This window comes from Pseudooceanicola marinus (genome assembly GCF_020177265.1).
Lineage (GTDB): Bacteria > Pseudomonadota > Alphaproteobacteria > Rhodobacterales > Rhodobacteraceae > Pseudooceanicola > Pseudooceanicola marinus_A.
This window is the reverse complement of sequence record NZ_JAIVMC010000007.1, coordinates 61,213-86,663: the sequence shown is the minus strand read 5'-3', so window position 1 is coordinate 86,663 and position 25,451 is coordinate 61,213. Positions and strand designations below refer to the sequence as shown.

The 25,451-nt window shown below is 68.7% G+C and carries 28 protein-coding genes; 10 read left to right on the top strand and 18 right to left on the bottom strand.

The window, feature by feature from the left end; all coding sequences use genetic code 11:
• Positions 1-100: 100 nt before the first annotated feature.
• The 9 genes from tolB to ruvC form a co-directional block, all read right to left on the bottom strand.
• Entirely contained in the window at positions 101-1,459 is a 1,359-nt protein-coding gene (tolB, locus tag LC066_RS13020) for a Tol-Pal system beta propeller repeat protein TolB (protein ID WP_412103240.1), read from the bottom strand.
• A complete protein-coding gene (locus tag LC066_RS21455) occupies positions 1,459-2,625 on the bottom strand; it encodes a hypothetical protein (RefSeq protein ID WP_222477824.1) in 1,167 nt (388 codons plus the stop codon). Before LC066_RS21455 ends, tolB begins: the two co-directional genes overlap by 1 nt.
• A 12-nt stretch (positions 2,626-2,637) precedes the next feature.
• Positions 2,638-3,108 carry a protein TolR gene (gene tolR, locus LC066_RS13010; RefSeq protein WP_224899687.1) on the bottom strand — a complete coding sequence of 157 codons (471 nt, stop codon included), beginning with the start codon at positions 3,106-3,108 and terminating at the stop codon, positions 2,638-2,640.
• 3 nt (positions 3,109-3,111) lie between these two features.
• Positions 3,112-3,807, bottom strand: a complete 696-nt coding sequence (gene tolQ, locus LC066_RS13005) for a protein TolQ (protein WP_085887512.1) — start codon at positions 3,805-3,807, stop codon at positions 3,112-3,114.
• Between the two features lie 121 nt (positions 3,808-3,928).
• Entirely contained in the window at positions 3,929-4,318 is a 390-nt protein-coding gene (gene ybgC, locus LC066_RS13000) for a tol-pal system-associated acyl-CoA thioesterase (protein ID WP_224899684.1), read from the bottom strand.
• Positions 4,319-4,475: 157 nt separating this feature from the next.
• Positions 4,476-5,123, bottom strand: a complete 648-nt coding sequence (locus tag LC066_RS12995) for a hypothetical protein (protein WP_224899681.1) — start codon at positions 5,121-5,123, stop codon at positions 4,476-4,478.
• A gap of 50 nt (positions 5,124-5,173) precedes the next feature.
• Entirely contained in the window at positions 5,174-6,217 is a 1,044-nt protein-coding gene (ruvB, locus tag LC066_RS12990) for a Holliday junction branch migration DNA helicase RuvB (protein ID WP_222477817.1), read from the bottom strand.
• A gap of 43 nt (positions 6,218-6,260) precedes the next feature.
• Positions 6,261-6,935, bottom strand: a complete 675-nt coding sequence (gene ruvA / locus LC066_RS12985; protein WP_224899679.1) for a Holliday junction branch migration protein RuvA — start codon at positions 6,933-6,935, stop codon at positions 6,261-6,263.
• 10 nt (positions 6,936-6,945) lie between these two features.
• Positions 6,946-7,443, bottom strand: a complete 498-nt coding sequence (gene ruvC, locus LC066_RS12980; RefSeq protein WP_222477813.1) for a crossover junction endodeoxyribonuclease RuvC — start codon at positions 7,441-7,443, stop codon at positions 6,946-6,948.
• A 360-nt stretch (positions 7,444-7,803) separates the two neighbouring features.
• Here ruvC and LC066_RS12975 point away from each other — a divergent pair, with 360 nt between their 5' ends.
• Positions 7,804-8,004 carry a DUF1127 domain-containing protein gene (locus LC066_RS12975; protein WP_222477811.1) on the top strand — a complete coding sequence of 67 codons (201 nt, stop codon included), beginning with the start codon at positions 7,804-7,806 and terminating at the stop codon, positions 8,002-8,004.
• Between the two features lie 178 nt (positions 8,005-8,182).
• Here LC066_RS12975 and LC066_RS12970 read toward each other — a convergent pair whose 3' ends face one another.
• The 4 genes from LC066_RS12970 to LC066_RS12955 form a co-directional block, all read right to left on the bottom strand.
• Positions 8,183-8,533: a hypothetical protein gene (locus LC066_RS12970; protein ID WP_224899675.1), complete on the bottom strand. Its 351-nt coding sequence runs from the start codon at positions 8,531-8,533 to the stop codon at positions 8,183-8,185.
• A gap of 144 nt (positions 8,534-8,677) precedes the next feature.
• Complete coding sequence (locus LC066_RS12965) at positions 8,678-9,553, bottom strand: 50S ribosomal protein L11 methyltransferase (RefSeq protein WP_222477807.1); 876 nt, start codon at positions 9,551-9,553, stop codon at positions 8,678-8,680.
• A gap of 63 nt (positions 9,554-9,616) precedes the next feature.
• Positions 9,617-10,852, bottom strand: coding sequence for an MFS transporter (locus LC066_RS12960; RefSeq protein WP_224899672.1), 1,236 nt, complete (start codon positions 10,850-10,852; stop codon positions 9,617-9,619).
• 126 nt (positions 10,853-10,978) lie between these two features.
• Positions 10,979-13,132: a primosomal protein N' gene (locus tag LC066_RS12955; protein ID WP_318246720.1), complete on the bottom strand. Its 2,154-nt coding sequence runs from the start codon at positions 13,130-13,132 to the stop codon at positions 10,979-10,981.
• A 188-nt stretch (positions 13,133-13,320) separates the two neighbouring features.
• Here LC066_RS12955 and fsa point away from each other — a divergent pair, with 188 nt between their 5' ends.
• The 4 genes from fsa (at position 13,321) to LC066_RS12935 (ending at position 16,636) form a co-directional block, all read left to right on the top strand.
• On the top strand, positions 13,321-13,974 hold the full coding sequence (fsa, locus tag LC066_RS12950; RefSeq protein WP_222477803.1) for a fructose-6-phosphate aldolase: 654 nt from the start codon (positions 13,321-13,323) through the stop codon (positions 13,972-13,974).
• Between the two features lie 214 nt (positions 13,975-14,188).
• The gene (locus tag LC066_RS12945) at positions 14,189-14,905 is read left to right on the top strand and encodes a DUF484 family protein (RefSeq protein WP_222477801.1); all 717 of its coding nucleotides are present in this window, start codon (positions 14,189-14,191) and stop codon (positions 14,903-14,905) included.
• Positions 14,902-15,840, top strand: coding sequence for a tyrosine recombinase XerC (locus LC066_RS12940; protein WP_224899669.1), 939 nt, complete (start codon positions 14,902-14,904; stop codon positions 15,838-15,840). Before LC066_RS12945 ends, LC066_RS12940 begins: the two co-directional genes overlap by 4 nt.
• A 91-nt stretch (positions 15,841-15,931) precedes the next feature.
• A complete protein-coding gene (locus LC066_RS12935; RefSeq protein ID WP_222477798.1) occupies positions 15,932-16,636 on the top strand; it encodes a CDP-alcohol phosphatidyltransferase family protein in 705 nt (234 codons plus the stop codon).
• Positions 16,637-16,684: 48 nt separating this feature from the next.
• Here LC066_RS12935 and LC066_RS12930 read toward each other — a convergent pair whose 3' ends face one another.
• Entirely contained in the window at positions 16,685-17,443 is a 759-nt protein-coding gene (locus tag LC066_RS12930) for an alpha/beta hydrolase (RefSeq protein WP_224899666.1), read from the bottom strand.
• 66 nt (positions 17,444-17,509) lie between these two features.
• Positions 17,510-18,772, bottom strand: a complete 1,263-nt coding sequence (locus LC066_RS12925; RefSeq protein WP_224899663.1) for an MFS transporter — start codon at positions 18,770-18,772, stop codon at positions 17,510-17,512.
• 226 nt (positions 18,773-18,998) lie between these two features.
• Between LC066_RS12925 and thrS the strand changes: the two genes are divergently transcribed.
• The gene (gene thrS / locus LC066_RS12920) at positions 18,999-20,975 is read left to right on the top strand and encodes a threonine--tRNA ligase (protein ID WP_222477792.1); all 1,977 of its coding nucleotides are present in this window, start codon (positions 18,999-19,001) and stop codon (positions 20,973-20,975) included.
• Positions 20,976-21,034: 59 nt separating this feature from the next.
• On the opposite strand, the gene LC066_RS12915 is transcribed toward thrS, so the two are convergent.
• On the bottom strand, positions 21,035-21,676 hold the full coding sequence (locus LC066_RS12915) for an NrsF family protein (RefSeq protein ID WP_224899659.1): 642 nt from the start codon (positions 21,674-21,676) through the stop codon (positions 21,035-21,037).
• A 5-nt stretch (positions 21,677-21,681) separates the two neighbouring features.
• A complete protein-coding gene (locus LC066_RS12910) occupies positions 21,682-22,338 on the bottom strand; it encodes a sigma-70 family RNA polymerase sigma factor (RefSeq protein ID WP_224899657.1) in 657 nt (218 codons plus the stop codon).
• 167 nt (positions 22,339-22,505) lie between these two features.
• Between LC066_RS12910 and LC066_RS12905 the strand changes: the two genes are divergently transcribed.
• The 4 genes from LC066_RS12905 to LC066_RS12890 all read left to right on the top strand — a co-directional run bounded on the left by LC066_RS12905 (position 22,506) and on the right by LC066_RS12890 (position 25,140).
• On the top strand, positions 22,506-22,820 hold the full coding sequence (locus LC066_RS12905) for a DUF2282 domain-containing protein (RefSeq protein ID WP_222477787.1): 315 nt from the start codon (positions 22,506-22,508) through the stop codon (positions 22,818-22,820).
• A 126-nt stretch (positions 22,821-22,946) separates the two neighbouring features.
• Complete coding sequence (locus LC066_RS12900) at positions 22,947-23,798, top strand: DUF692 domain-containing protein (RefSeq protein ID WP_224899654.1); 852 nt, start codon at positions 22,947-22,949, stop codon at positions 23,796-23,798.
• Positions 23,795-24,562 (top strand): DNA-binding domain-containing protein, encoded by a 768-nt coding sequence (locus LC066_RS12895; RefSeq protein WP_224899651.1) that lies wholly within the window; start codon positions 23,795-23,797, stop codon positions 24,560-24,562. Before LC066_RS12900 ends, LC066_RS12895 begins: the two co-directional genes overlap by 4 nt.
• Positions 24,559-25,140, top strand: a complete 582-nt coding sequence (locus LC066_RS12890) for a DoxX family protein (protein ID WP_224899649.1) — start codon at positions 24,559-24,561, stop codon at positions 25,138-25,140. Before LC066_RS12895 ends, LC066_RS12890 begins: the two co-directional genes overlap by 4 nt.
• Here LC066_RS12890 and LC066_RS12885 read toward each other — a convergent pair.
• Complete coding sequence (locus tag LC066_RS12885) at positions 25,073-25,441, bottom strand: hypothetical protein (RefSeq protein WP_222477778.1); 369 nt, start codon at positions 25,439-25,441, stop codon at positions 25,073-25,075. The genes LC066_RS12890 and LC066_RS12885 overlap by 68 nt on opposite strands.
• Between the last annotated feature and the right edge of the window lie 10 nt (positions 25,442-25,451).

The window sequence follows — 25,451 nt, the reverse complement described above, 5'->3', positions numbered from 1 at the left end:
CGTATAGTACCGGGTCCGCCCCGGGCAAGCGCCGGGGCAGCAAGGACGCCCTTGCCTGACGGCAAGGACGTGAAGCTGGGCGTGCGACGGGCGCTCGCGCTCATTGCAGGGGCCCCCAGGCCGGGTCCGAGGCGCCCGAGGGCGTCGAGACCCGCTTCAGGTTCCGCCCCGTGATATCAACGGTGTAGAGCGAAGAGGAGCCCGTTGCGCCCTGGGTTTCGCGGGCGAACATGATGACGCGGCCATTGGGCGACCAGGTCGGACCTTCATCCAGGAAGGAGGCAGTCAGCAGCCGCTCGCCAGAGCCATCGGTGCGCATCACCCCGATGTGGAAACGGCCCTTGGACTGCTTGGTGAAGGCCACCAGGTCGCCGCGCGGCGACCAGACCGGCGTGCCGTAGCGCCCCTCGCCGAAGCTGATCCGCTGCGCCTCGCCGCCCGTCGCCGGCATGATGTAGAGCTGCTGGCTGCCGCTGCGGTCGCTTTCGAAGACGATGCGCGAGCCGTCGGGACTGAAGCTGGGCGCGGTCTCGATCGAGGGGGCATCGGTCAGCCGGGTGCTTTGCCCGCTGGCAATGTCCATGCGGTAGATGTCGGTGTTGCTGCCCTCGGTCTTGGAATAGACCACCGTGCGCCCGTCGGGGCTGAACCGCGGGGAAAAGGCCATGTCGCCGGCCCCGGTATCCAGAACGCGGCGCCCGACGCTGGCCACGTCCAGCATGTAGATCTGCGGTCGGCCGCTTTCGTAGCTGGTGTAAAGAACCCGGTCCCCGGTGGGGGAGAACCGCGGCGCCAGCACGATGGAGGAGCTGTCGGTCAGGAACTGCACGTTGGCGCCGTCGTAATCCATGATCGCCAGCCGCTTGCGCCGCGCGTCCTTGGGCCCGTCCTCGGAGACGAAGACGGTGCGGCTGTCGAAATAGGGATCTTCGCCGGTGATCCGGCTGTAGACCGCGTCGGCCACCTTGTGCGCCATGCGCCGCCAGCCGGCCTCGGTGCCGGTGAACTGCAGGCCCGCCCCCATTTCCTGATCGGCGAAGACGTCATGCAGGCGGAACTTCACGTTCACCTGCCCGCCCTGCACGGCCACGGCGCCGGTGATCAGTGCCTCGGCATTGATCGCCTTCCAGTCGGCATATTGCACGGGGCTGTTGAACGAGGTGATCCGGCCGATGTGGGCCGAGGGCGGAACTTCCCGGAAGAGGCCAGTACCCACCAGATCGTCGACCACCACCCGGCTGATCTGCGCGGCCATCTGGCCCGCCTCGCCGCCCTCGGGCACGAAGGCCGGCACGGCGATCGGCATCGGCTCGATCACGCCCTCGGTGATCTCGATCCGCAGGGGACCGGAGGATTGCGCCTGCGCGGCCCCCGGCGCCAGCGGCGCGACAAGGGCGGCCAGGCCGAGGGCCAGGCTCAGGCAAAGGGCAAGCGGGGTCTGGACTGCAAGGCGTGTCATCATAGGTTCCGCATTCTCTCCGGGTTGAATGTCATTTCGATGTCGCGCCAGCTGTCATATTTCTCGGGCGGCAGCGCGAAGCCCCCCTGCATGGCATTGCAGCGCAGCACCGCACGCCGCGCGGCGTCGAAGGCCGCCCGCTGGGCCGCGGCGTCACCGCCCTGGGCGCTGGCCATTTCCAACGTCGATTGCTGCACCTGCCCGTCGCGATCCAGCGAGAAGGACAGGGTCACGACCACCTGGGCGGCGGGCGAGCCGGGATCGACCACCCAGCATTGCTGAACCGCCAGGCGCAGGCCTTCGCGTTCCGCCGCGGACAGGGGCGGCCCCTGGCGCACTGGCGCATCGGCCTCGCTGCCGCCCGCCCCGAGCGCCTCGGCCAGGGCCTGGTCGATGGCGTCGTCGTTTTGCTGCGGCGCGGGCTCGGGCTCCGGTTCAGGCTGCGCGGCCTGCTGCTGCGGCTGCGGATCTTCCGGTTCCGCCTCCGGCTCCGGTGCCTCCGCCTGGCGCTGCGGGCGGCTCTTGGGCCGCACGGAGGACGTCGGCGCGCCGGAGGGCCTGTCGGCTTCGGTCACGATCTCGGTGGTCGAGCGTTCGGGGGCCGCGGCCTCCTGCTCGTCCTGCTGCACCTCGGCCGGTGCGTCCGAGGGGGCGACCTCGGGGCGGGTCTCGATGTCCACGGCCACGTCTTCCTCAGGGCGCGCGACCGGCTCTGGGCTGACGCGCGGGGCGGCTTCGGGGCTGGGCTCCAGATCCGGACGGTCGGGGCCCTGCACCTGTTCGGGGACCGGCGGCAGTTCGGGCGCGACGTCATCGACCTCGGCCTGGGGCACCACCGGCTCCGGTTCAACCTCCGGGACGGGATCGGGTTCCGGCGCCGGTTCCGGCGCGGGGGCCGGCGGCTCGGGCGTGGGCGCGGGGGCCTCCGGTTCCGGGGCGGGTGCCTGGGGTTCGGGTTCCGGCGCGGGGGCCTCGGGCTGCGACAGCTCGGTCGCCGCCCCGGGGGGCTGCGCCGCCCCCTCCAGCGCCGCGAACTCCGCCTCGGTGATCAGCGTCACCGGACTGACCTGCGCCGGCTGGGGGTCAGAGGTGAACAGCCCGCCGAGAAACAGCCAGCCGATCAGGCCCAGATGGACGGCCCCGGATATGGTTTGGCCCGTGTTCATTCTCTGGCGGCCTCAGCCGGCCTCCGCTGTGGGATCGGCCTGGTCGGTGACCAGCCCGATGTCGCTGAAGCCGCCGGCGTTGAGTGCGCCCATCACCTGCATCACCTGATCGTAGGAGACAGAGCCGTCGGCGCGCAGGTAGATCCGGGTCGAAGCGCGTTCGGCGGCGACCGCGCGCAGGCGGTCGACCAGCTCGGCGCGGTCGGTCTCGGTGGTCTGGATCAGGATGCGGCCATCGGCGGTCAGGGTGACCGACAACGGCTCCTCGGCCTCTGTGGGCAGGGCCGTGGCCTGGGTCTGCGGCAGCTGCACCGGCACGCCGGTGACCATCAGCGGCGCCGCGACCATGAAGATGATCAGCAGCACCAGCATCACGTCCACGAAAGGCGTGACGTTGATCTCGGCCATGGGCCGTGCGCGACCGCCGTGGCGACGCCCCCTGCGGCGCCCGCCGCCGCCTTTTCCGATGACACCCGCTCCCATGGCTCAGGCCTCCAGCTGGCGGCCGAGGATGGTGGCGAACTCATCCGCGAAGGCCTCGTAGCCGCCGACCAGCCGGTCCGAGTCGGTGCTGAGCTTGTTGTAGAAGACGACCGCGGGGATCGCCGCCAAGAGGCCAAGCGCGGTGGCCAGCAGGGCCTCGGCGATGCCCGGCGCCACGACCGCCAGGTTGGTGTTTTGGGTGGCGGCAATGCCGATGAAGGCGTGCATGATGCCCCAGACGGTGCCGAAGAGGCCCACGAAGGGCGCGGTGGAGCCGACGGTGGCCAGCACCGGCAGGCCCGATTGCAGGCTTTCGGCCTCTTTCGCGATGGCCACGTCCATCGACCGGTCGATCCGCGCCTGGGCGCCGGCGATCATCTGCCCGTCGCTGCGGTAGCTGCGGCGCCATTCGGTCATGCCCGCGGCGAAGATCCGCTCGCTGCGGCCCGAGGGGTCCGGCCCGATCTCGTCGTAAAGCTCATCCAGGGGCTCACCGGACCAGAAGGACCGGTCGAACCGGGTCGCCTCGCGCCGGGCGGCGCGGTAGGCGATGATCTTCTGGATGATGATCGACCAGCTCCAGAAGCTCGCCAGGATCAGCAGAAGCATCACCAGCTTCACGGTGAAGGTTGCCTGAGAGAACAGGCCAAGCATGGAGAAGTCGATCTCCGACGCCATTGCCAGGGTTTGGGTTTCCATTCGTCTGCTCTTTCTCGCCGGGCCGTCTGATGGGCCAATTGTCAGAGAACCTAGCGCAGATCCCGATCAAAGGCCAATGACAAAGGCCTTTCGGCGGCGTGAGCAGCGGGGTGTTCGCCCCTCAGGCGGGGGTCAACTGGCGAAGAACCGCCGGCAGGCGGGTGGCCCCGCCCTGCCCGTCCAGCGCGACCAGCGTGACCTCGGAAGTGAAAAGGCTTTCGCCCTCGCGGGTGACATCCTGGCCGAGGATGATCCGGGCGGGCGTGACCTTCAGCACCCGGGTCACGACCGTCAGCCGGTCGTCAAAGCGGGCGGGCGCAAGGTAGTCGGCCACCACCCGGCGCACGGCGAAGACCTGGCCCGTCTCGGCCTTCATCGCCGCTTGATCGACGCCCAGATCACGCACCCATTCGCTGCGCGCCCGTTCGATGAACTTCAGGTAGTTGGCGTAGTAGACGATCCCCGCCAGGTCGGTGTCCTCATAGTAGACCCGCAGATCGAACCTGTGCATTCTCCGCTCCTGCTTTTGGGCCCGACGGCCTGATGACGTCTTGCTGCCTCCTTCGGCGCCCGCTGTCCAGAGGCGCGGGCAAGCCAGTCAGGAGCCAGCCGCCGCACCCCCGGAGTATTTCCGGCTGTCGGATAAGAGGGGCGCCGCGCCCCTTTGCTCAGTTGAAGAGCTGCCCGGCCCGGGCCGCCAGGCGCATCGCCAGCACGGGGTCCTGCGATGCGGCGGGCAGGACCGGATCATAGGCCGCGCGCAGCAGCGAGGACAGGTCGGGCCGCAGTACTGCCTCGGTCCGCCCTTCCACCCGCGCCAGGGCCGAACGGCCCGCGAAGGCTCCGGGCGCCCAGAGCAGCATGGTTTTCAGCATCTGTTCCATCCCGAGGTCCGCCGCCGGCATGCCGGCCAGCGATCCCGTCATGCGCAGGAAGACGAAGGCTGCCTTGATCGAGCCGTCCTCCTCGAAGCGGAAGAAGCGGTACTGATCGGCCTCCTCGGCCTGCAGGCGCGGCAGCAGGGCTGGCAGGTCTGGGACCAGGCGATCCATGTTCTCGACCTCGGCCAGCTCGGCCCAGTCGGTCAGGAAGAAGATCATCAGGTTGGCGCCCAGTTCCGGGTCCGTTTCCGCAAGCCGGTGATTGGCGGCCAGAACCACCGTCGCCATCGCCGCCTTCAGGGGCGCGACGCTGTCGTCGGTGGCGCCGAAGACCACCGGCGCGATCGGGCGCGACCAGCGGGCGAAGCGGAAACTGCCGTCGGGGCCAGTGAACAGCGCCTCGGCCTCTTCGGGGCTGGGGGCCAGTCCTTGCATGCTTTGTCCTTTCCTTCGCGGGAGGTGTCGGGTTGGGCGGCCGGGCGAGGCTACTTGCCGAAGAGATCCGGGCCCGCCTGCGGCTCCCGCCGGGGCGGGGTCAGCCCGAGGTGCCCCCAGGCCCGCTGTGCCAGCATCCGCCCGCGGGGCGTGCGCTGCACCAGCGCCTGTTGCAGCAGATAGGGCTCGATCACCTCTTCCAGGGCGTCGCGGCTTTCCGACAGCGCCGCCGCCAGGGTCTCGATCCCCACCGGGCCGCCGCCGTAACCTTCGCCGATCATCCGCAGGTAGCGGCGGTCGGCGCCGTCGAGGCCCAGCTCATCCACGCCCAGCCGGGTCAGCGCGCGGTCGGCCAGGGCGCGGGTGATCGTGCCGTCCCCCTCGACAACGGCGAAATCCACCACCCGGCGCAACAGGCGCCCGGCGATCCGCGGCGTACCGCGCGCCCGGCGTGCGATCTCCTGCGCGCCCTCGGCGTCGGCGGGGGCGCCCATCAGGCGCGCGTTGCGGGTGACGATGTCGTGCAACTCCTCGACCGTGTAGAACTGCAGCCGCGTCGGGATGCCGAAACGGTCGCGCAGCGGCGTGGTCAGCAGGCCGAGGCGCGTGGTGGCGCCGACCAGGGTGAAGGGCTGCAGCTCGATCCGCACGGTGCGCGCGGCGGGGCCTTCGCCGATCACCAGATCCAGCTCGAAATCCTCCATCGCGGGATACAGCACTTCTTCCACCGCCGGGTTCATGCGGTGGATCTCGTCGATGAAGAGAACGTCGCGCGCCTCCAGGTTGGTCAGGATCGCCGCCAGGTCGCCGGATTTGGCCAGCACCGGTCCGGAGGTCATGCGAAAGTTCACCCCCAGCTCCCGCGCCATGATCTGCGCGAGCGTCGTCTTGCCGAGGCCCGGCGGCCCATGGAACAGCGTATGATCCATCGCCTCGCCGCGTTGGCGCGCGGACTGGATGAAGACCTTCAGGTTCGCCCGCGCCTCTGCCTGGCCGATGAAGTCATCGAGCTGCTGCGGCCGCAGGGCGCGGGTGTCGCCGGCGGCATCCTCGGGCAGCGGATCGGGGCGCAGGGTGGGGTCGGGTTCTGTCATTCGACCCTCCTAGCGCCGGGCACGGGGAACGGGCAAGAGCGGTTCATTCCTTCGGCGCCAGCAGGCGCAGCGCCGCACGGATCAGCCCGGCCATGTCGAGGTCCGGATCCTCGTTCAGCGCCTGGGCGACCGCGCCCGCCGCTTCCGAGGGTTGATAGCCGAGGTTCGAAAGCGCCGAGAGTGCATCGCCCTGCAGGTTCGCTGCCGGTTTCGGCGCCGGCTTGGGCGCCCGGGGCGCGGGGCTGGCCGCCGCGGGCATCGGGGCGTCCTCGATCACCTCGGTGACCTCGGCGCTCTGCCCGCCCATGGACATGACGGTGGGCGCCTTGTCCTTCAGCTCGGCCACGACACGCTGTGCGATCTTAGGGCCCACCCCCTTCGCCGCCTTGATCGCATTCCAGTCGCCAAGCGCGATCGCCCGGCCGACCCCGTCGGGGCCAAGCGCCGACAGGATCGCCAGCGACGCCTTGGCCCCCACCCCCTGCACGGAGGTCAGCAGCCGGTGCCATTCCTTTTCCACCAGCGTCGGGAAGCCGAAGAGCTGCAACAGGTCCTCCCGCACCAGCATGTCGGTATAAAGCGCCACCGCCTCGCCGGGACCGGGCAGCGCGGCCAGCGTCCGATCGGAGCAGTGGACGACATAGCCGACGCCTCGCACGTCCAGCAGGACATGATCCGTGGCCTTGTAGTCGATCCGACCCGAGAGTTTCCCGATCATGCGCCTCTCCTCATGCCTGCGCCTTCATCAGCTTGCCCAGCGACGACCCCGCGTGGCGGGCATGGCAGATCGCCACGGCCAGGGCGTCAGCAGCGTCGGGGCCGGCGAACTGCACGCCGGGCAGCTGCATCTTCACCATGTGCTGGATCTGTTTCTTGTCCGCGTGGCCGACGCCGACCACCGTCTTCTTGATCTGGTTGGGGGCGTATTCGCCCACCTCCAGCCCGAAACGCGCCGGCACCAGAAGGGCCACGCCCCGCGCCTGACCCAGTTTCAGCGTGCCCGCCCCGTCGCGGTTGACGAAGACATGCTCGACCGCGGCCTCGTCCGGCTCGAACCGGGTGAAGACCTCCGTCAGCGCGTCGTGCAGGGCCAGCAAGCGCTGCGCCAGGGCGGTGCCGGTGCCATGGCAGACGCCGTTGCCCAGATGCGCAATCTTGCTGCCTTCGACACGAATCACGCCCCAGCCAAGGTTCTGTAGCCCCGGGTCGATCCCCAGAATGCGCATGCTGCCGCCCCTTTTCCTGCCCGAGCCCCCGTGTTCGCGGATGTGTTCACGGGTTTTTCACTGACCTAGCACGAAAGGAGAACATTCGCCAAGACCCCGCCCGGGTCGCCTTCCTGCGCAAAACGCATGTCGAAATCGCGCGAATCCGACACTCGGCGGCTCAGACCCGACGCCAATGTCACGGATTTTTATGGGTTTTCGAACGAAATTTTAACAAATGGTCAGCCATGCAAAACGCGCATGCAATTCATGCAAAAATGCCGATTGTTTGGGCGGAAAAAGAATCCTACCTGCGGCGTCAGAGAACAACCCAACGGGGTCCGGCACAGGGCCCCACCCCGAAAGTTAAGGACTACGACCATGACCACGCTCTACGCACGCACCGCCGCCTCCACCTCCCTGGTTCTGCCGATCGCCGCCGCCGTCAACCACCTGGTTGCCGCCGTGATGAACTGGAACGACGCCCGCGTCACCCGCAAGGCCCTGTCCCGCCTGACCGACCGTGAACTGAACGACATCGGCCTGGTCCGCGGCGACATCGACCACATCTCGAAAATCTGAGACCCGAAAAAGGCGCGGCTTTGGGGGCCGCGCCGCTTTCGGGGACAGGAAGCCGCGCCGGGAAACCGGGGCGGCTTTCTTCTTTTCTGGGGTCACTTTCCCGGCGCAGCCTTGTCGGGGACCCAAGGCCCTCTTGCCGAGGGGCAGAGCCGCCCTGCCCGGGCGGCCCCGAGCCGGGTTACTGGTGCATGATGTAGGGGCGCAGACGGCTGCCCAGCTCCTGGGTCAGCGGGTCGACCTGCATCAGGCGACCAACGGTACGCTCCCAGCGGGCGCCCTCCGACAGGATATCGGCCCGGCGTTCAAACTCCGCAGCGCCGAGAAAGGCAAAGCCGATCACCTTGAACAGGTAGATCGCCGCGACCAGCACCACCAGTCCGCGGGTCAGGCGCCACAACCCGAAGCGGCGGGCGCCGCGCCGGCGCACGTTGCCGTATTCATCCACCGTGAACCGCATGCCGCCAGCGCGGCGCGATTTCTTCTGGATCCGGCGCACACGGTCGTCGAATTCTCTAAAGGATTGGGTCATCTCGTCCCTCAGCTCTCAGGCCCCCCAGCCCGTCGAGATCAAGGTAAACGCAGGATTCGGGCCTGAATGGGGCCAAAAGCGGTCAAACCCGGTACAGCGATTCGTGCTGACCGGGTCCGGACCGTCGGGACGAAGGTGTTGGCGTCAGACCCGGCGCAGGGTCAAGGTCGTCCATTCGCGGATCTGCTCCGCGTGGTGCAGGGCGAAGCCCTCGGCCTCGTAGGCGGCCTGCACGGCCTCGGCCTGCTCGTTCAGCAGGCCCGACAGGATGGCGTAGCCGCCCTGCTCAAGATGCTTGGCAAGGTCGGGCGCCAGGGCCACCAGCGGGCCCATCAGGATGTTGGCGAAGATCAGGCCATAGGGGGCCTTCTCCGCCAGGATGGGGTTATCGAACCCGGCCGCCTCGCAGCAGGTGACGGCGCCGGCCATGCCGTTGGCTTTCAGGTTGGCCTCGGCCACCTCGACCGCCACCGGGTCGATGTCGGAGGCCACGGGCGTGCCCGGCCAGATCTTCGCCGCCGCCATGGCCAGCACGGCGGTGCCGCAGCCGATGTCGGCCGTGCGATCGGTGGAGAAACCTTCGTTGTCCAGCCGGTCCAGCGCCTTCAGGCAGCCAAGCGTGGTGCCGTGATGGCCGGTGCCGAAGGCCATCGCGGCCTCGATCAGCAGCGGGATCTTGGCCGGATCCTGCGGCAGCTTGTCCGCATCATGGGAGCCGTAGACGAAGAAGCGGCCAGCCTCGACGGGCGCCAGTTCGCGGCGCACATGGGCCACCCAGTCGGTCTCGGGCAGTTCGGACACGGCGAAGGGGCGCGCGTTGTGCAGCGTGGCGAGCAGGGCCAGCCCGGCAATGTCGGGCTTCTCCTCGAAGTAGCCGCCCACTTCCCACAGGCCGGAGCCGTCTTCCATCTCGAAGACGCCGACGCCCGTGGGTTCCGGCATCAGCCCTTCCATCGCGGCGCCGAGGGCCTCGGCGTCGTGTTTGGCTTCAAGGGTGGTCAGGGCGGTCCAGGTGGCCATTGCGTCCTCGCATCTTGGGTCGCCCAGCGGCCTAAGCGCAGGGCGGCCCGGCGTCAAGCACGCTCACTCTGCCGCGGCAGGGGCGCGACGGCCGGCGAAGATCGTCTCGTACCCCGGTTCGGGGTGGCGGGGGATCAGCAGGCCGAAGAGGAAGGAACAGGCCGCCAGCCCCGAGGCCAGCACGAAGACCGCCGCCGGAGAGACTAGCCAAAGGTAGCCCAGCGAGGCCGGCAGGACGACCGCCGCGATGTGGTTGATGGTGAAGGCCACGGCGGCCGTGGGGGCCATGTCGCCCGGGTCGCCGATCTTCTGGAAGTAGGTCTTCAGCGCCAGCGCCAGGCCGAACAGCAGGTTGTCGATCACGTAGAGCGTGGCCGCCAGCACCAGCCCCCAGCCGAAGAAATAGATTCCTCCGTAGAGCGTGAAGATGGTGACCAGCCCCGCATATTCCACCAGCAGCACCCGGCGTTCGCCGAAACGGCTGACGGCGCGACCGATCAGGGGGGCGATGATCATGTTACCCAACAGCGTGATGAGGAAGAGCGAGGTTACCTCATGCACATCGAAGCCGAAGCGTTCGACCATCATGAAGCCCGCGAAGACCACGAAGATCTGCCGCCGTGCGCCCGCCAGGAACTGCAGCACGTAATAGAGCCAGTAACGCTTGCGCAGCACCAGCGTCTTGCGCTGCGGATGCGGGCTCTCGAAGCGCGGGTAGCTGAAGCGCGCGAACAGCGCGATGGCCACGGTGATCCCGCCCGCGATCATGAAGACCGTGTTGTAGGTCAGCCCCAGCGGATCCCACAGCAGCACGATCAGCCCGTAGGACACCAGCGTCGCCGCCGATCCCACCGCCAGCAGCTTGCCCAGCACCTTCGGCGCCTCCTCGCGGGTCAGCCATTGCAGTTGCAGCGACTGGTTCACCGCCTCGTAGTAGTGGAAGCCGACCGAGCTGAGGAAGGTGATCATCAGGATGCCGCCGAGCGAGGGGAACCAGGCGGTCAGAGCCGTGGCGATCCCCAAGAGCATCAGCGAGGTCAGCGCCAGCGCCTGTTCCCGCACCAGGATCAGCACCAGGATCACCCCGAAGCTGAGGAAGCCCGGGATCTCCCGCACCGTGTGCAGCCAGCCGATGTCGGAGCCGTCGAACTCCGCCGCCTCGATGACGAAGTTGTTCAGCAGCGCCGACCAGGTGGCGAAGGAGATCGGCATCGCCGCGGCCATGAGGAACAGCAGCGCCACGGGGCGCCGCCAGAAGGGTTGAGTGGCCGCATCGGCAAGGGGGAGGGTCTTGGTCATGAAGCCCAATTAATGCGATCCGCATGCTTTGGATAGAAAAATGATTTCGCAAGAACGCACAATTTGGCCGCGCCCCCGCGCAGCCTGCCGGTTTGCCGCGCGGCCAGTCCTGCTCCCGGGTCTGCCTCAGAAGAAGCTCTGCGGGTCGATGTCGATCGCCAGGCGCAGGTTCTTCGGCAGGCGAACGCCCGCGACCCAGTCCGACACCGCCCGTTGCAGGGCCACGCCCTTGGGCGCCTTGACCAGCATCCGCACCCGGTGCCAGCCGCGCACCCGGGCAATGGGCGCGGGCGCGGGCCCGTAGACCACGGCGCCCGCCGCGCGGATCGGGCCGTCATGGCGGGCCAGTTCCATCCCCGCGGCCATGGCCACATCGGCCTGTTCCGCCGACAGGATGATCCCCGCCATGCGCCCGAAGGGCGGCATGCCGGCCTGATGACGGCTTTCGGCCTCGGCGTTCCAGAATTCCTCCTCGTCGCCAGACAGGATGGCGCGGATCACCGGGTGCTCGGGCTGATAGGTCTGCATCAACGCCTGGCCGGGCTTGTCGGCGCGCCCGGCCCGCCCCGCCACCTGGCGCATCAGCTGGAAGGTCTTCTCGGCGGCGCGCATATCCGACCCGTGCAGGCCCAGATCACTGTCGATCACCCCCACCAGCGTCAGCGCGGGAAAGTTGTGCCCCTTCGCCACCAGCTGCGTGCCCACGATGATGTCCGCGCCGCCCCCGGCAATCGTCGCCACCGCCTGTTTCAGGGCACGGGCCGAGGAAAAGAGGTCCGACGACAGCGTGGCGATGCGTGCCTCGGGGAAGAGCGCCGTCGCCTCCTCGGTCAGCCGTTCGACCCCGGGGCCGACGGCGGCCAGCGTGCCCTCGGCCTCGCATTTCGGGCAGGTCTCGGGCACCGGCATGTTCTCGCCGCACTGGTGGCACATCAGGCGCTTGAGGAAGCGGTGCTCGACCATCCTGGCGTCGCATTGCGGGCATTCGATCTGATGGCCACAGGCCCGGCAGAGCGTCACCGGCGCATAGCCACGGCGGTTGAGGAACAGCAACGACTGTTCCCCCGCCTCGACCCGCTGGTTCACCGCCTGGCGCAGCGCCGGGGAAATCCACTGCCCCGAAGGCACCTCCTCGGCACGCATGTCGATGGCCTTCATTTCCGGCAGGACGGCGGCACCGAAACGGGATTTCAGATCGACCCGGCGATACTTGCCGGCCTGGGCGTTGACCCAGCTCTCCAGGCTCGGTGTGGCCGAGGCCAGCACCACCTGCGCGCCCGCGATCGAGGCGCGCAGCACCGCCATGTCGCGGGCATTATAAAGAACGCCATCCTCCTGCTTGTAGGAACTGTCGTGTTCCTCATCGACCACGATCAGGCCCAGGTCGCGGAACGGCAGGAACAGCGCGGAGCGCGCGCCGACCACCAGCTGCGCGCCGCCTTCGGCCACCATCTTCCAGGTGCGGCGGCGTTCGGTCATGGTCACGCCGGAATGCCATTCGGCCGGTTTGGCGCCGAAGCGTTGCTCGACCCGGGTCAGGAATTCCGCCGACAGGGCGATCTCCGGCAGCAGCACCAGCGCCTGGCGCCCCTGCGCCAGGGCGGCGGCCACGGCCTCCAGATAGACCTCGGTCTTGCCGGACCCGGTGATGCCGCGCAGCAGGGTCGTGCCGTAGTTACCGGCGCGCAGACCCGCGCGCAGGTCTTCCGCCGCCGCCTCCTGCGCCTCGGTCAGGGCCTTGCCGGGCAAACTGGGGTCCAGCCTGGGATAGGGCAGATCGCGGGGGGTGTTCTCCTCGCTGACCGCGCCCTGTTTCACCAGCCCCTTGATGACCGAGGAGGTGACGCCGGCGGCCTCGCTCAGCTCTTTCAGGGTGAAGGCCAGACCGCCGAATTCCTCTAGCACCGCCAGCACGCGGGACCGTGCGTCGGTCATCCGGTCGGGCTCGCCCTCGCCCATGCGGTAGACCTTGCGCATCGACGGCGGATCGGTGAGGCCCGGCGCGCGCGTGGCAAGCCGCAGCATGGCAGGCATGGGCGTCAGGGTGTAGGCCCCGGCCTTTTCCAGGAAGTCGCGCATTTCCTCGCGCATTGGCGGCACGGGCAGCACGGCATTGATGCCGCGCGCCTTCGACAGGTCGAAGCCGCCGCGCCCCCGCCCCCAGACCACGCCCATAACCAGCCGCGGCCCCAGGGGCACCAGCACGAAGGCCCCGTCGGCCACCCCACCGGGGGGCGCCTTGTAGTCCAGCGGCCGGTCCAGCGGCTGAGTCGTCAGCACGCTGACCAGTTCGCCTTCCGCGTAATCGGCAGGCGCATAGCTGTAGGCTGGGGTCTCATCGAAGAGAGAGCCGGAGAAGGCAGGGTCGGGATCGGCCAAAGAAAGCGTCCGCGCGTGTTCAGGGTTTCGGGCGACCAGTCTATCGGGTAAACGCGGGGCGAGACAATGCAACCCGGGGGACCCCGATCATGAAGTTTTTCGTCGACACCGCAGACGTGTCCGCCATTGCCGAGCTGAATGACCTCGGCATGGTGGACGGCGTCACCACCAACCCCTCGCTCATCAAGAAGTCCGGCCGTGACATCCTGGAAGTGATCAAGGAGATCTGCGACCTGGTCGACGGTCCCGTCTCCGCCGAGGTGGTCGCCACCGAAGCCGAGCAGATGATCGCCGAAGGCCGCAAGCTTGCCAAGATCGCCGACAACATCACCGTGAAGGTGCCGCTGACCTGGGACGGCCTGAAGGCCTGCAAGGTGCTGTCGGACGAAGGCACCATGGTCAACGTGACCCTGTGCTTCTCCGCCAACCAGGCGCTGCTGGCCGCCAAGGCCGGCGCGACCTTCATCAGCCCCTTCATCGGTCGCCTGGATGACATCAACCTGGACGGCATGGAGCTGATCGAGGACATCCGCACCATCTACGACAACTACGGCTTCGAGACCGAGATCCTCGCCGCCTCGATCCGCACGCCGAACCACGTGCTGGACAGCGCCCGCATCGGCGCCGACGTGATCACCGCGCCGCCGGCCGTGATCAAGGCGCTGGCCAGCCACCCGCTGACCGACAAGGGCCTGGATGCCTTCCTGAAGGACATCGCCGAAGCCGGCATCAAGATCCTGTAAGGCGCCCCCTGCCCCGGCGGGCAGGCGCACCGACAGACAGACGACCAGGGGCGCCTCCGCTGACAAGCGGGGGCGCTTTCCCTTTGCGGGAGCTGCGACCAAAGTCCCGGCGCGGGCGGCGAAACTTCGCTCTCCCGCCCCAGAAAAGGCGCGAAATCCCCCCGCGGGTCTGCTAGGTTTACCGGCAAAAGAAGACCAGAGGCAGACACCAGGCATGACAACGACCCCCGGCAAACCCGAGCTGGACCGAAAACTGCGCGAGCGCGTACTGGCGCGGCCGGATATCATCCTCGACGACAGCGACATGATGAAGGCCCTGATCGCGGCCAACGACAAGACCATGGGCGGCAATATCGTCGACCTGCGCGGCATCGCCATGGAACGTCTGGAAGACCGGCTGGACCGGCTGGAGGACACCCATCGGTCGGTCATCGCGGCGGCCTACGAAAACCTTGCGGGCACCAACCAGATTCACCGCGCCATCATCCGCATGATGGACGCCGACGAATTCGAGACCTTCCTGCGCGACCTGGGCGGCGAGGTGGCCGACATCCTGGGCGTGGATTCCATGCACCTGGTGCTGGAAACCACCCAGGACGAAAGCGACCCGGCCGTGCGTCGCCTTGGCGACGTGCTGCGGGTCGTCGATCCCGGCTTCATCTCCGCCTACATGGATGGCCACCGCACCTCCCCCGCGCGCCAGGTGATCCTGCGCCAGATCGAGGCCGGCACCGAGGAGATGTACGGCGAGAAGGCCGAGCATACCTATTCCGAAGCCTGCCTGCGGCTTGACTTCGGCCCGGGACGCTTGCCCGGCATGCTTCTGATGGGGTCCGAGGACCCGCAGCAGTTCACCCCGCAGCAGGGCACCGACCTGCTGGGTTTCTTCGCCGGGGTCTTCGAAAGGACCATGCGGCGCTGGCTGTCATGAGCCGCACCGAGGGCAGCCTGCTGATCTCGCCGGCGGCGCGCGACGCGCTGGCGCAGTGGCTGGAGCTGCAATCGGCGGTCCAGGACCGCGCCGAGAACACCATCACCGCCTATCGCGGGGACGTGGCCGAGTTCCTGGCCTTCCTGACCACCCACAAGGGCGAGGCGCAGGGCCTCGGGCCGCTGCGCGATATCACCCTGTCGGACATGCGCGCCTGGATGGCCGCGATGCGGTCAGGCGGCTGCGGCGCCCGCAGCCTGGCGCGCAAGCTCTCGGCGGTCAAAAGCTTCTACCGCTGGCTGGCGGAGCGCGAAGGGTTCGAGCCGACGGCCGTGCTGGCCGCGCGCTCGCCGCGCTATCAGCGCAAGCTGCCGCGCCCGCTGTCGGTGCCCGACGCGGCGCAGATGATCGAACAGATGGGCGAACAGGATGCCCGCGACTGGGTTTCGGCGCGCGACACCGCCGTGCTGACCCTGCTCTACGGTTGCGGGCTGCGGATCTCCGAGGCGCTTGGCCTGACCGGCGCCGACCTCCCCCTGGGCGAGGCCCTGCGCATCCGCGGCAAGGGTGACAAGGAACGCGTGGTGCCGGTCATCGCCCCGGCCCGCGCCGCGGTCGACCGCTACGTCAGCCTCTGCCCCTGGGAAATGGAGCCCGACCGCGCGGTCTTTCGCGGCATCCGGGGCGGGCCGCTGGCCGCCGCGCAGCTGCGCAAGACCATGGCCCAAGTGCGCGCCCAGATGGGCCTGCCCGCCAGCGCGACGCCCCACGCCATGCGCCATAGCTTCGCCACCCACCTGCTGAACGCCGGCGGCGACCTGCGGGCGATCCAGGAACTGCTGGGCCACGCCAGCCTCTCCACCACCCAGGCCTACACGGCGGTCGACAGCGCCCGCCTGATGGAGGTCTACCGCAAGGCCCATCCGCGCGGCTGACCCCCATCCCTCCCCCGACCTGAAACCGCCCGATCCCGCGGCGCGGGGCTAACCGCTTGCCCCGGTAACATTTCTATGACTAGGCTCCGACATGAACACGATCAGATTGCGCGCCCTCTCCGTTCACCTGCTGACCGCCACGGGTGCGGTCTTTTCGATGCTGGCGATCATCGCTGCCGCCAACAGCGCCTGGGAAACCATGTACCTGTGGCTGGTCGTGGCCTTTGCCGTGGACGGCATCGACGGCCCGCTGGCCCGACGCTACCACGTGAAGACCCAGGCGGCCGAGATCGACGGCGTGCTACTGGATCTGATCATCGACTACCTGACCTATGTCTTCATACCGGCCTTCGCCCTTTACCAGTCGGGCCTGCTGCCGGGCTGGACCGGCTGGTTCGGGGTCCTGCTGATCGCGTTTGCCAGCTCGGTCTACTTCGCCGACACCCGGATGAAGACCGAGGACAACAGCTTCTGGGGGTTCCCGGGCTGCTGGAACATGGTGGTGCTGGTCTTCTTCGCGGTGGAGCCGCACTGGACCGTGATGGTCGGCGTGATCCTGGCGCTGACGCCCACGATGTTCCTGCCGCTGAAATTCATCCACCCGGTACGCACCGAACGCTGGCGCGGGCTGTCCCTGCCCCTGGCGGGGATCTGGGTGGCACTGGCGCTGTTCGCCACGCTGACCAACTTCAACCTGCCCGACTGGGCCGAGGTGGCCCTGATCGTGGTCAGCGCCTACCTGCTGTTCGTGGGCATGGTGCAGCAGCTGATCCCGGCCCGCGCGGGCCGCAGCTGAGCGGGACCCGGACGGCGCGCCCTGCGCCACCCTGCCCCGTCGCGGTTTTCAGAGCCGTGCCAGCACTTCCTCGATGCCCGTGCCGATCAGGTCCAGGCATTCCGGGGTGGAGAAGCGGTGATCGGCGCCTTTCACCAGCTTCAGGTGAATGTCCTCGCCGACCGATTTTTCCATGAGCCGCAGCGCCACGGACAGTTCCACATCCGCATCCGCCGTGCCGTGCAGGAAGCGCACCGGGAAGGGCAGCGGCACCGGGTCGCGCAGGACCAGGTGATCGCGCCCGTCCTCGATCAGCCGCTTGGTGATCACGTAGGGCTCGCCATACTCCGACGGCAGCTCGACGTGCTGCACCATGTCCAGCGCCAGGCGCTGCGCCTGGGTGAAGCCGGCCCACATGCTGTCCTCGGTGAAATCCGGCGCGGCGGCGATGGTCACCAGCCCGGCCACCCGGTCATGCAGGCGCTTCGTCATCAGCAGGGAAATCCAGCCGCCCATCGACGAGCCCACCAGGATCTGCGGCCCCGAGGTCAGCTCGGTGATCGCCACCTCGGCATCCTCGGCCCAGTCACCGATGCAACCGTCGGTGAAGGGTTCGGAGCTTTCGCCGTGCCCCGAGTAGTCGAAGCGCAGGAACGACAGGCCACGGGCCCGGCACCACTCCTCCAGGAAAACCGCCTTGGTGCCGCCCATGTCGGATTTGAACCCGCCCAGGAAGACCACGCCGGGGCGGCCGTCGCCGACCCCTTCGGTCTTGTGATAGGCCAGTCGGCGGCCCTGCGGCGTCTCGAGATAGGTGGCGTCTGTCATGCGGATGTCCCGTCCCCATAGATGGCGTTTGCCCAATGATTGGCATGGGCCGGGACGGGGTGCAACTCAGCCCGCCTCGACCTCGCGCAGGGTCAGCGCCAGGGCGCCACCCGCCGCCGCCATCACCGCAAACCCGGCCAACGCCCAGGCGGCAGAGATCACCGAAAGCGCCCCGCCGAAGAGGCCGGTCAGCAGCAGGATCGACCCGATCAGCGTGTTGGCCACGGCGGCATAGCTGCCCCGGCTGTCCTCGGGCGCCATGTCCACCAGGTAGGTCGACCGCGCCTGCCGCACCCCGTGGTAGGAGATCATCAGCAGGAAGAGCACCGTCGGCCCCACCCAGACCGCATTGGCGATCCCGGCGGCCCAGAGCACCAACATCAGCCCCATGGACAGCGCCCCGGCCACGCCCGAGGCCGCCAGCACCAGCCGCGACGACCGGTCCGACAGCCGCCCCCAGAGATAGGACGACAGGAAAGACGCCGCCGAGCTTGCCAGCAGCATCGCACCGAGCTGCCCCAGCACGCCCTCGCCGCTTTCCTGCGACAGAAGCACGATGTAGGGCGGCGCCAACGAGGTGGAGACCAGCAGCCCGCGCACCAGCACGAAACGGCGCAGGGCCGCGTCGCCGCGCAGCACCGAAAGGAACTCCGGCCGGCCCGGATCGTCCTCGGGCTCGCTGGCCGGTTCGCGCAGGGTGGAGAACAGCAGGGCCGCGCCCAGCCACAGAACGCCCGCCACGGCGATGGCCGCGACCACGGCGCCTTCCGATTGCAGCAGGCCGGTCATCAGCAGGACGGCGAAGACCACCACGACCAGCGAGGCCGCCGATCCGGCGGTGCCGGTGATCGCGCCGCGCCGGGTCTTGGCGATGGTCTTGCCCTGCACCTCCTTGTAGCTGACCGAACAGGCCGCGCGGGCCAGGGCCAGCACCGCCAGCGCCGCGCAGATCGCCAGCCCGGCGGCCCAGCCCTGCAGCCAGATCCCTGACAGGGCGATGGCCAGCGCCGCAACGCCCTGCAACGCGGCGCCCGCGGCCCACATCCACTTGCGATGCGCCAGAGTTTTCAGCCAGCCGGCCAGCAGGATCTGCGGCAGCAGCGCGCCTGCCTCGCGGATCGGCACCAGGGCGGAAACGAAATAGGCCGGCGCGCCGAGCGCGTTCAGCAGCCAGCTGAGAACCAGTTTCGGATTGATGAGGCCATCGCTGATCTTGGTCATCGACAGCGAGGCGATCTCTCGCAGACCGTTGCGGGCCTCTCGCGGTTTCGGCGCCTCCTCTCCTCCTGCGATCTGTCCGAAGAGAGTGGTTTGCGCCGGGTCCGCCATGGCTCGTCCTTTCCGTCTGCTAGGCCCCTAGGTAACGCCGGGCGGACGGGTTTGGTTCACTTTCGGCGCAGGCGGTCCTGCCCTCGCGGCCGGGCGTCCCGCGTTCCCCCCGCGACCCTACGCGCCAGACCGCCCTTGACCCCGCCCCTCCCGCGCGGCACAACGCCCCCGTACATAACCCGCAACCGGGCGTTCCGTGGGCGCCAAACCGACGAGGAGGACTTGCATGTCCCAGATCTCCCTCACCTTTCCCGATGGCAATTCGCGTGACTACGACGCTGGCGTGACCGCCGCAGACGTGGCCGCGGGCATTTCCAACTCGCTGGCCAAGAAGGCCATTTCCGCCACCGTCAACGGCCAGCACTGGGATCTGCAGTGGCCGATCACCGAAGATGCCTCCATCGCCATTCACACGATGAAGGACGAGGTGCAGGCCAACGAACTGGTGCGCCACGACCTGGCCCACATCATGGCCCGCGCCGTGCAGGAGCTGTGGCCGGACGTGAAGGTCACCATCGGCCCGGTCATCAAGGACGGCTGGTACTACGACTTCGACCGCGAAGAGCCCTTCACGCCCGAGGATCTGGGCGAGATCGAGAAGAAGATGAAGGAGATCATCAACCTTCGCGATCCGGTGAAGACCGAGGTCTGGGATCGCGACGTGGCGATCAAGTACTACGAGGACCGGGGCGAGCCCTACAAGGTCGAGCTGATCGAGAGCATCCCGGGCGATGAGCCCCTGCGCATGTACTGGCACGGCGACTGGCAGGACCTGTGCCGCGGTCCGCACCTGCAGCACACCGGCCAGGTGCCCGCCGATGCCTTCAAGCTGATGTCCGTGGCCGGCGCCTACTGGCGCGGTGACTCGAGCCGTGCCATGCTGCAACGGATCTACGGCGTGGCTTTCACCGGCAAGGAGAAGCTGAAAGCCCACCTGACCATGCTGGAGGAAGCCGCCAAGCGTGACCACCGTCGCCTGGGCCGCGAGATGGAGCTGTTCCACATGCAGGAAGAGGCCCCGGGCCAGATCTTCTGGCATCCGAACGGCTGGACCATCTACACCGAGTTGCAGGACTACATGCGTCGCCAGCAACGCGCCGGCGGCTATGTCGAGGTGAACACGCCGCAAGTGGTGAACCGCAAGCTGTGGGAAGCCTCCGGTCACTGGGCCAACTACCAGGACAACATGTTCATCGTCGAAGTGGACGAGGACCATGCGCGCGAGAAGACCGTGAACGCGCTGAAGCCGATGAACTGCCCTTGCCACGTGCAGGTGTTCAACCACGGCCTGAAATCCTATCGCGATCTGCCCCTGCGCATGGCCGAATTCGGCTCCTGCGCGCGTTATGAGCCCTCGGGCGCGCTGCACGGGATCATGCGGGTCCGTGGCTTCACCCAGGATGACGGGCACATCTTCTGCACCGAGGACCAGATCGAAAGCGAAACCGCCCGCTTCATCGCCTTCCTGTCCAAGGTCTATGCCGATCTGGGCTTCCACGACTGGACGATCAAGCTGTCGACCCGCCCCGAGAAGCGCATCGGCAGCGACGAAAGCTGGGACATCGTGGAAAAGGCCCTGGGCGATGCCTGCAAGGCCGCCGGCTACGACTTCGAGATCCTGGAGGGCGAAGGCGCCTTCTATGGGCCCAAGCTGGAGTTCACGCTGACCGATGCCATCGGCCGGAACTGGCAGTGCGGCACCCTGCAGGTGGACCCGAACCTGCCGGAACGGCTGGATGCCAGCTATATCGGCCAGGACGGCGACAAGCACCGCCCCGTGATGCTGCACCGGGCCACCCTGGGCAGCTTCGAGCGGTTCATCGGCATCCTGATCGAGGAACACGCCGGCAAGCTGCCGATCTGGCTGGCCCCGCGCCAGGTGGTCGTCGCCTCCATCGTATCGGATGCGGACGATTACGTGCTGGAAGTGGTCGAGGCGCTGAAGGCCCGCGGCGTGCGCGCCGAGGCGGATCTGCGAAACGAGAAGATCAACTACAAGGTCCGCGAGCATTCGCTGGGCAAGGTGCCCTATATCCTCGCCTGCGGCATGAAGGAGGTCGAGGAACGCACCGTGTCGACTCGTCGTCTGGGCGAGAAGCAGACGAAGACGCAGACCCTGGACGAGATCGTCGCCCAGTTGGCGGGCGAAGCCACGCCCCCGGACCTGCGCCAGGATGCGCCGGCCGAGCTGGCCGCCGAGTAAGACGAAAGGGCGCCCCACGGGGCGCCCTTTTTCGTTTCAGCGTCATCGCGTCGGCCGGATCACCAGCGCAACCAGCGCCGCCCCGCCAACGCGCCGATGCCCGTGGCGATGCCGATACCGAGCGAGTACCACACGCCGTAGAACAGCGGGCTGTCCTCGATGCAGAAGGTCGAATAAAGCGCGGTCGCCAGGCCCGCTGCGGCCAGACCGGCCAGAGCCCCCGCGCCCGTCGGATGCACCGGGGCGCCCCGTTTCAGCGCGGCGATCAGCCCGGCCAGCGGCGGCAGGGACAGCAGAGTGATGGCCGGCAGGCAGACATGGATCGAATGGCCGATGAACAGGCGCATCCGTTCCGAAGCCGGTGTGCCCAGCCAGGCCAGGGCAATCAGCGCCACGACCGCCAGCGGCAGCGCCCAGAGGACCCGCGCGGGCCAGCCGGGGCGCGCGCCGGGGCGCACCGCCCGCAGCGCCAGCGGCAGGGCCAGGGCCGCCAGCAACAGCGGCAGCAGCGTCTTGGCGGCCACCACGGGCTGCGCCAGTGCCGCCGCAAGATCGGGGCGCGGGCCAAGCAGAAGCGCGAAGGCGGCTGCGGTCAGCGCCAGCCCCCCGGCCAGCCAAGGCCAGAGTCGCGCCTCGACACGGGCCGAGGGCGCCGGCGCGGGGTCCTGCGCCAGTTGAGCAATTAGGTCGTCCGTATTCATCCGTTTTATCCGTCTGCTGCCTCTGCTCGTCTCCCTGTCGGGCCGGGCTCATCCCCGGCGCCTTTGATCTGGCCGGGGCGCTCCACTTCCCCGACCGCGTTCCCTGCGGCCATGTCATCATCTGCCATGTCCCGCAACTTCTGCATGGCCCGATGATAGGCCACGCGCACCGCGCCCTCGGTCATGCCGAGACGCGAACCAACCTCCGCCGCGCTTTCGCCCTGGATCCCGAGGCCCCGCACGATATCCGCCGCGCGCGGCTCGATCCGATCCAGCAGGCGCCCCAGATCGCGGGCCGCGGTAATCTCTCCGCCAGCCTCATCGGGCAGAACCTCGGCCAGGTCGTCGATGGGCACATCGGCCCCCTGCCCGCCCCGCCCGAGGCGGCGGCGCGCGGCATCGGCGCATTTGTAGCGCGCGATGGCATAAAGCCAGGGCGTCACCGGATCGCTTTCGCGCCAGGTGTGCCGCTTGGCATGGACGGCCATCAGCACCTCCTGCACCACGTCCTCCAACTCCTCGGCATTGCCGCCGGGCAGGCGGGCACGGGCGATGTTGCGCAGAACCGGCACGGCCTCCGTCAGGAAACGCCCGTAGGCCGCGGCATCGCCACGGTTCCCCCGGCGGAGCAAGTCGCCCCAAAGCTCGTTCCGGTCTGTCATACGTCTCTCCATTCGCAGACGGATCGGCAAACGTTACAGCGGGTCGAAAATTTTGCCGATCCCCATCACTCGTTCGTGACAGATGTAACGACAGGGCCGCGGGGCGCGAATGGCAGGGCACGGACGCCAGATCGGCGCCCGATCGCAAACCTCTTAGGGAGAGACCTATGTCCACCATCCTCAAGACCGCCGCCATCGCCGGCGCCTTCGCCACCGCCCTCGCCGCCCATGCCACCTCCGCCAGTGCCGACGAGATGGCGCAGGAGAAATGCTTCGGCGTGTCCCTGGCCGGCGAGAACGACTGCGCGGCCGGCCCCGGCACCACCTGCGCCGGCACCTCGAAGGTCGACTACCAGGGCAACGCCTGGACCCTGGTCGACGCCGGCAAATGCGCCATGATCGAGCTGCCCGCCATGGCTGATGGCACCGCGCGCATGGGCTCGCTGGAGCCGCTGGAGCGTGACCTGCCGATGGACAGCTGATCCGGCTGCCGGCGCGCCCGGGGTTCGGGCGCGCCTCCCCCTTTTCCGCCATCTCCGCCACTTCGGGCCCCTTTCGCGAGCCTCGACGCTTTCGCAAGCGGCCCCCGGACCAAGGACACCCGCCCCATGCTGGACCAGACCCGTCCCCCGCTTCCACCCCTGCCCGGCGTCGGCTTCAAGCCGCAGCACTACCTCGACCTCCTGGACGATCCCGCCCCCGTCGGCTGGCTGGAGATCCACGCCGAGAACTATATGGGCGCCGGCGGGCGGCCCATTGCCATGCTGCGCCACCTGGCCGAGCGGTTCCCGATCTCCGTCCATGGCGTCGGCCTGTCGATCGGCGGCGAGGGACCGCTGGACCCGGCCCACCTGGCGCGACTGCGTGGGCTCTGCGACTGGCTGCACCCGGCGAGCTTCTCCGAACATCTGGCCTGGTCGACCCATGACATTGCCTTTTTCAACGACCTGCTGCCCCTGCCCTACACCGCCGCGACCCTGACCCGCGTGGCCGATCACATCGATCAGGTGCAGGAGGTGCTGGGCCGCCCGATGCTGCTGGAGAACCCATCGTCCTACCTGGCCTTCGCGGAAAGCGAGATGGCGGAGACCGAGTTCCTGGCCGAGGTCAGCCGCCGGACCGGCTGCGGCCTGCTGCTGGACGTGAACAACGTCTTCGTCTCGGCGGTGAACCTCGGGCTGGACCCGCGCGCCTATGTCGAGGCCTTCCCGCTGGAGAAAGTGGGCGAAATTCACCTCGGCGGCCATGACGAGGATGCCGATGACGCGGGTCGCCCGCTGCTGATCGACAGCCACGGGCGGGAGGTGGCCGATCCGGTCTGGTCCCTGCTGGATCACGTCCTGACCCGGTCCGGGCCGCGCCCGCTGCTGATCGAATGGGACACCGACGTGCCCGACTGGCCCGTGCTGGCCGCCGAGGCCACCCGGGCCGCCAGCGCGCTGGAAAGGATACCGGCATGAACCCCAGGCCTTCCCCCGTCGCGCAGGCGACCTTCCGCGAGGCCCTGCTGCGTCCCGACGCCGCCGTGCCTGAGGGGCTGGGCGATGGCCACGGCGGGCCCGCCGGGCGGCGCTTTGCCGTCTATCGCAACAATGTGGCCGTCGGCCTGACCGACGCCGTGCTGGAGGGCTTCCCCACCCTGCGCGCCCTGCTGGGCGAGGAGGCGCTGCGGGCCATCGCCGCGCCCTTCCTGCGGGCGCATCCGCCGTCCTCGCCGCTGATGTTCCGCTATGGCGCGGCCCTGCCCGCATTCCTGGATGACTTCGCCCCGCTGGCGCACCTGGAGTATCTGCCGGACGTCGCACGGCTGGATCTGGCCCTGCGCGCCGCCTACCACGCCGCCGATGCGACACCGCTGGATCCCGCGCGCCTGTCGGAGCTGCCGCCCGAGGCCCTGGCCGGGGCCCGGCTGACACTGGCGCCGGCGCTGCGGCTGCTGCGCTCGCCCTGGCCGCTCTACCAGATCTGGCAGCTGGCCCATCACGACGGCCCGCCGCCGCAGGCCCGGGCCGAGGACCTGCTGATCGCCCGCCCCGCCTTCGACCCGCAGGTCTACCTGCTGCCGCCGGGCGGCGCCGTCTTCCTGCAGGCCCTGGCGCGCGGCGCCCCCACGGCGGAGGCGGCCGAGGCCGCCAGCGCCGAGACCCCCACCCCCGACCTGTCCGCCATCCTGGGGCTGCTGCTGCAAGGCGGTGCCCTGACCGACATGGAGTTGCCCCGATGACCGATCCGACCGCGCCCCTGACCCGCCTCGACCCGCTGCTGCCGCTGCTGGCGCGTTTCACCTTCGCGGCCGTGCTGCTGCCCTACTTCTGGGCCTCGGGCCTGACTAAGCTGGGGGACGGCCCGCTGGGTATCTTCCAACCGTCGCTCGGTGCCTATGCGCAGATCTTCCCCCGCGCGTTAGACGCCGCGAGCTACAACCTTTCCGCCCTCGGGCCCTGGCACTGGGCCGTGGTCACCGCCGGCACGGTTGCCGAGTTCGTCCTTCCGCTGATGATCCTGATCGGACTGCTGACGCGGGTCGCCGCCCTCGGCATGATCGGCTTCATCGCCGTGCAGAGCCTGACGGACCTCTACGGCCACGGCGGGATCGAACATGCCGAAACCCTGGGCGCCTGGTTCGACAGGCACCCCGACGGGCTGATCCTGGATCAGCGCGCCTTCTGGACCTTCACCTTGCTGGTGCTGCTGGTGAAGGGCGCGGGCGCGCTGTCCGCCGATCAGGTCCTGTTCAGAAATGCGCCTGAGGTTCGTCCGGCTTCCCGGCCGCCAGTGCCAGCAGCGCCGCGATCCCGATGAAGGCGATCGGGAAGATGGTGAAGACCGTCACCCCGAAGCCCAGGTAGAACCCCAGGGCGCCGGCCAGCAGAAGGACCCCGCCCCAGAGCGCGCGGACCTTCGCCATACCGGCGCCCGCAATCGCCAGGATCGGCGACAGCAGGCCCGCCAGGCGCACCGCCTGCACGTTGGTCACCTGCTCGAAGAGGCCCTCAACCTCGCCGTAGACCTCGATCGCCTCGGTGTAGCCGTAGCCGACAAATCCCACGAGCAGGCCGAACAGCCCGCCAATCAATCCCAGTACCAATGCCGCGTTGCGCAAACCGCCGTCT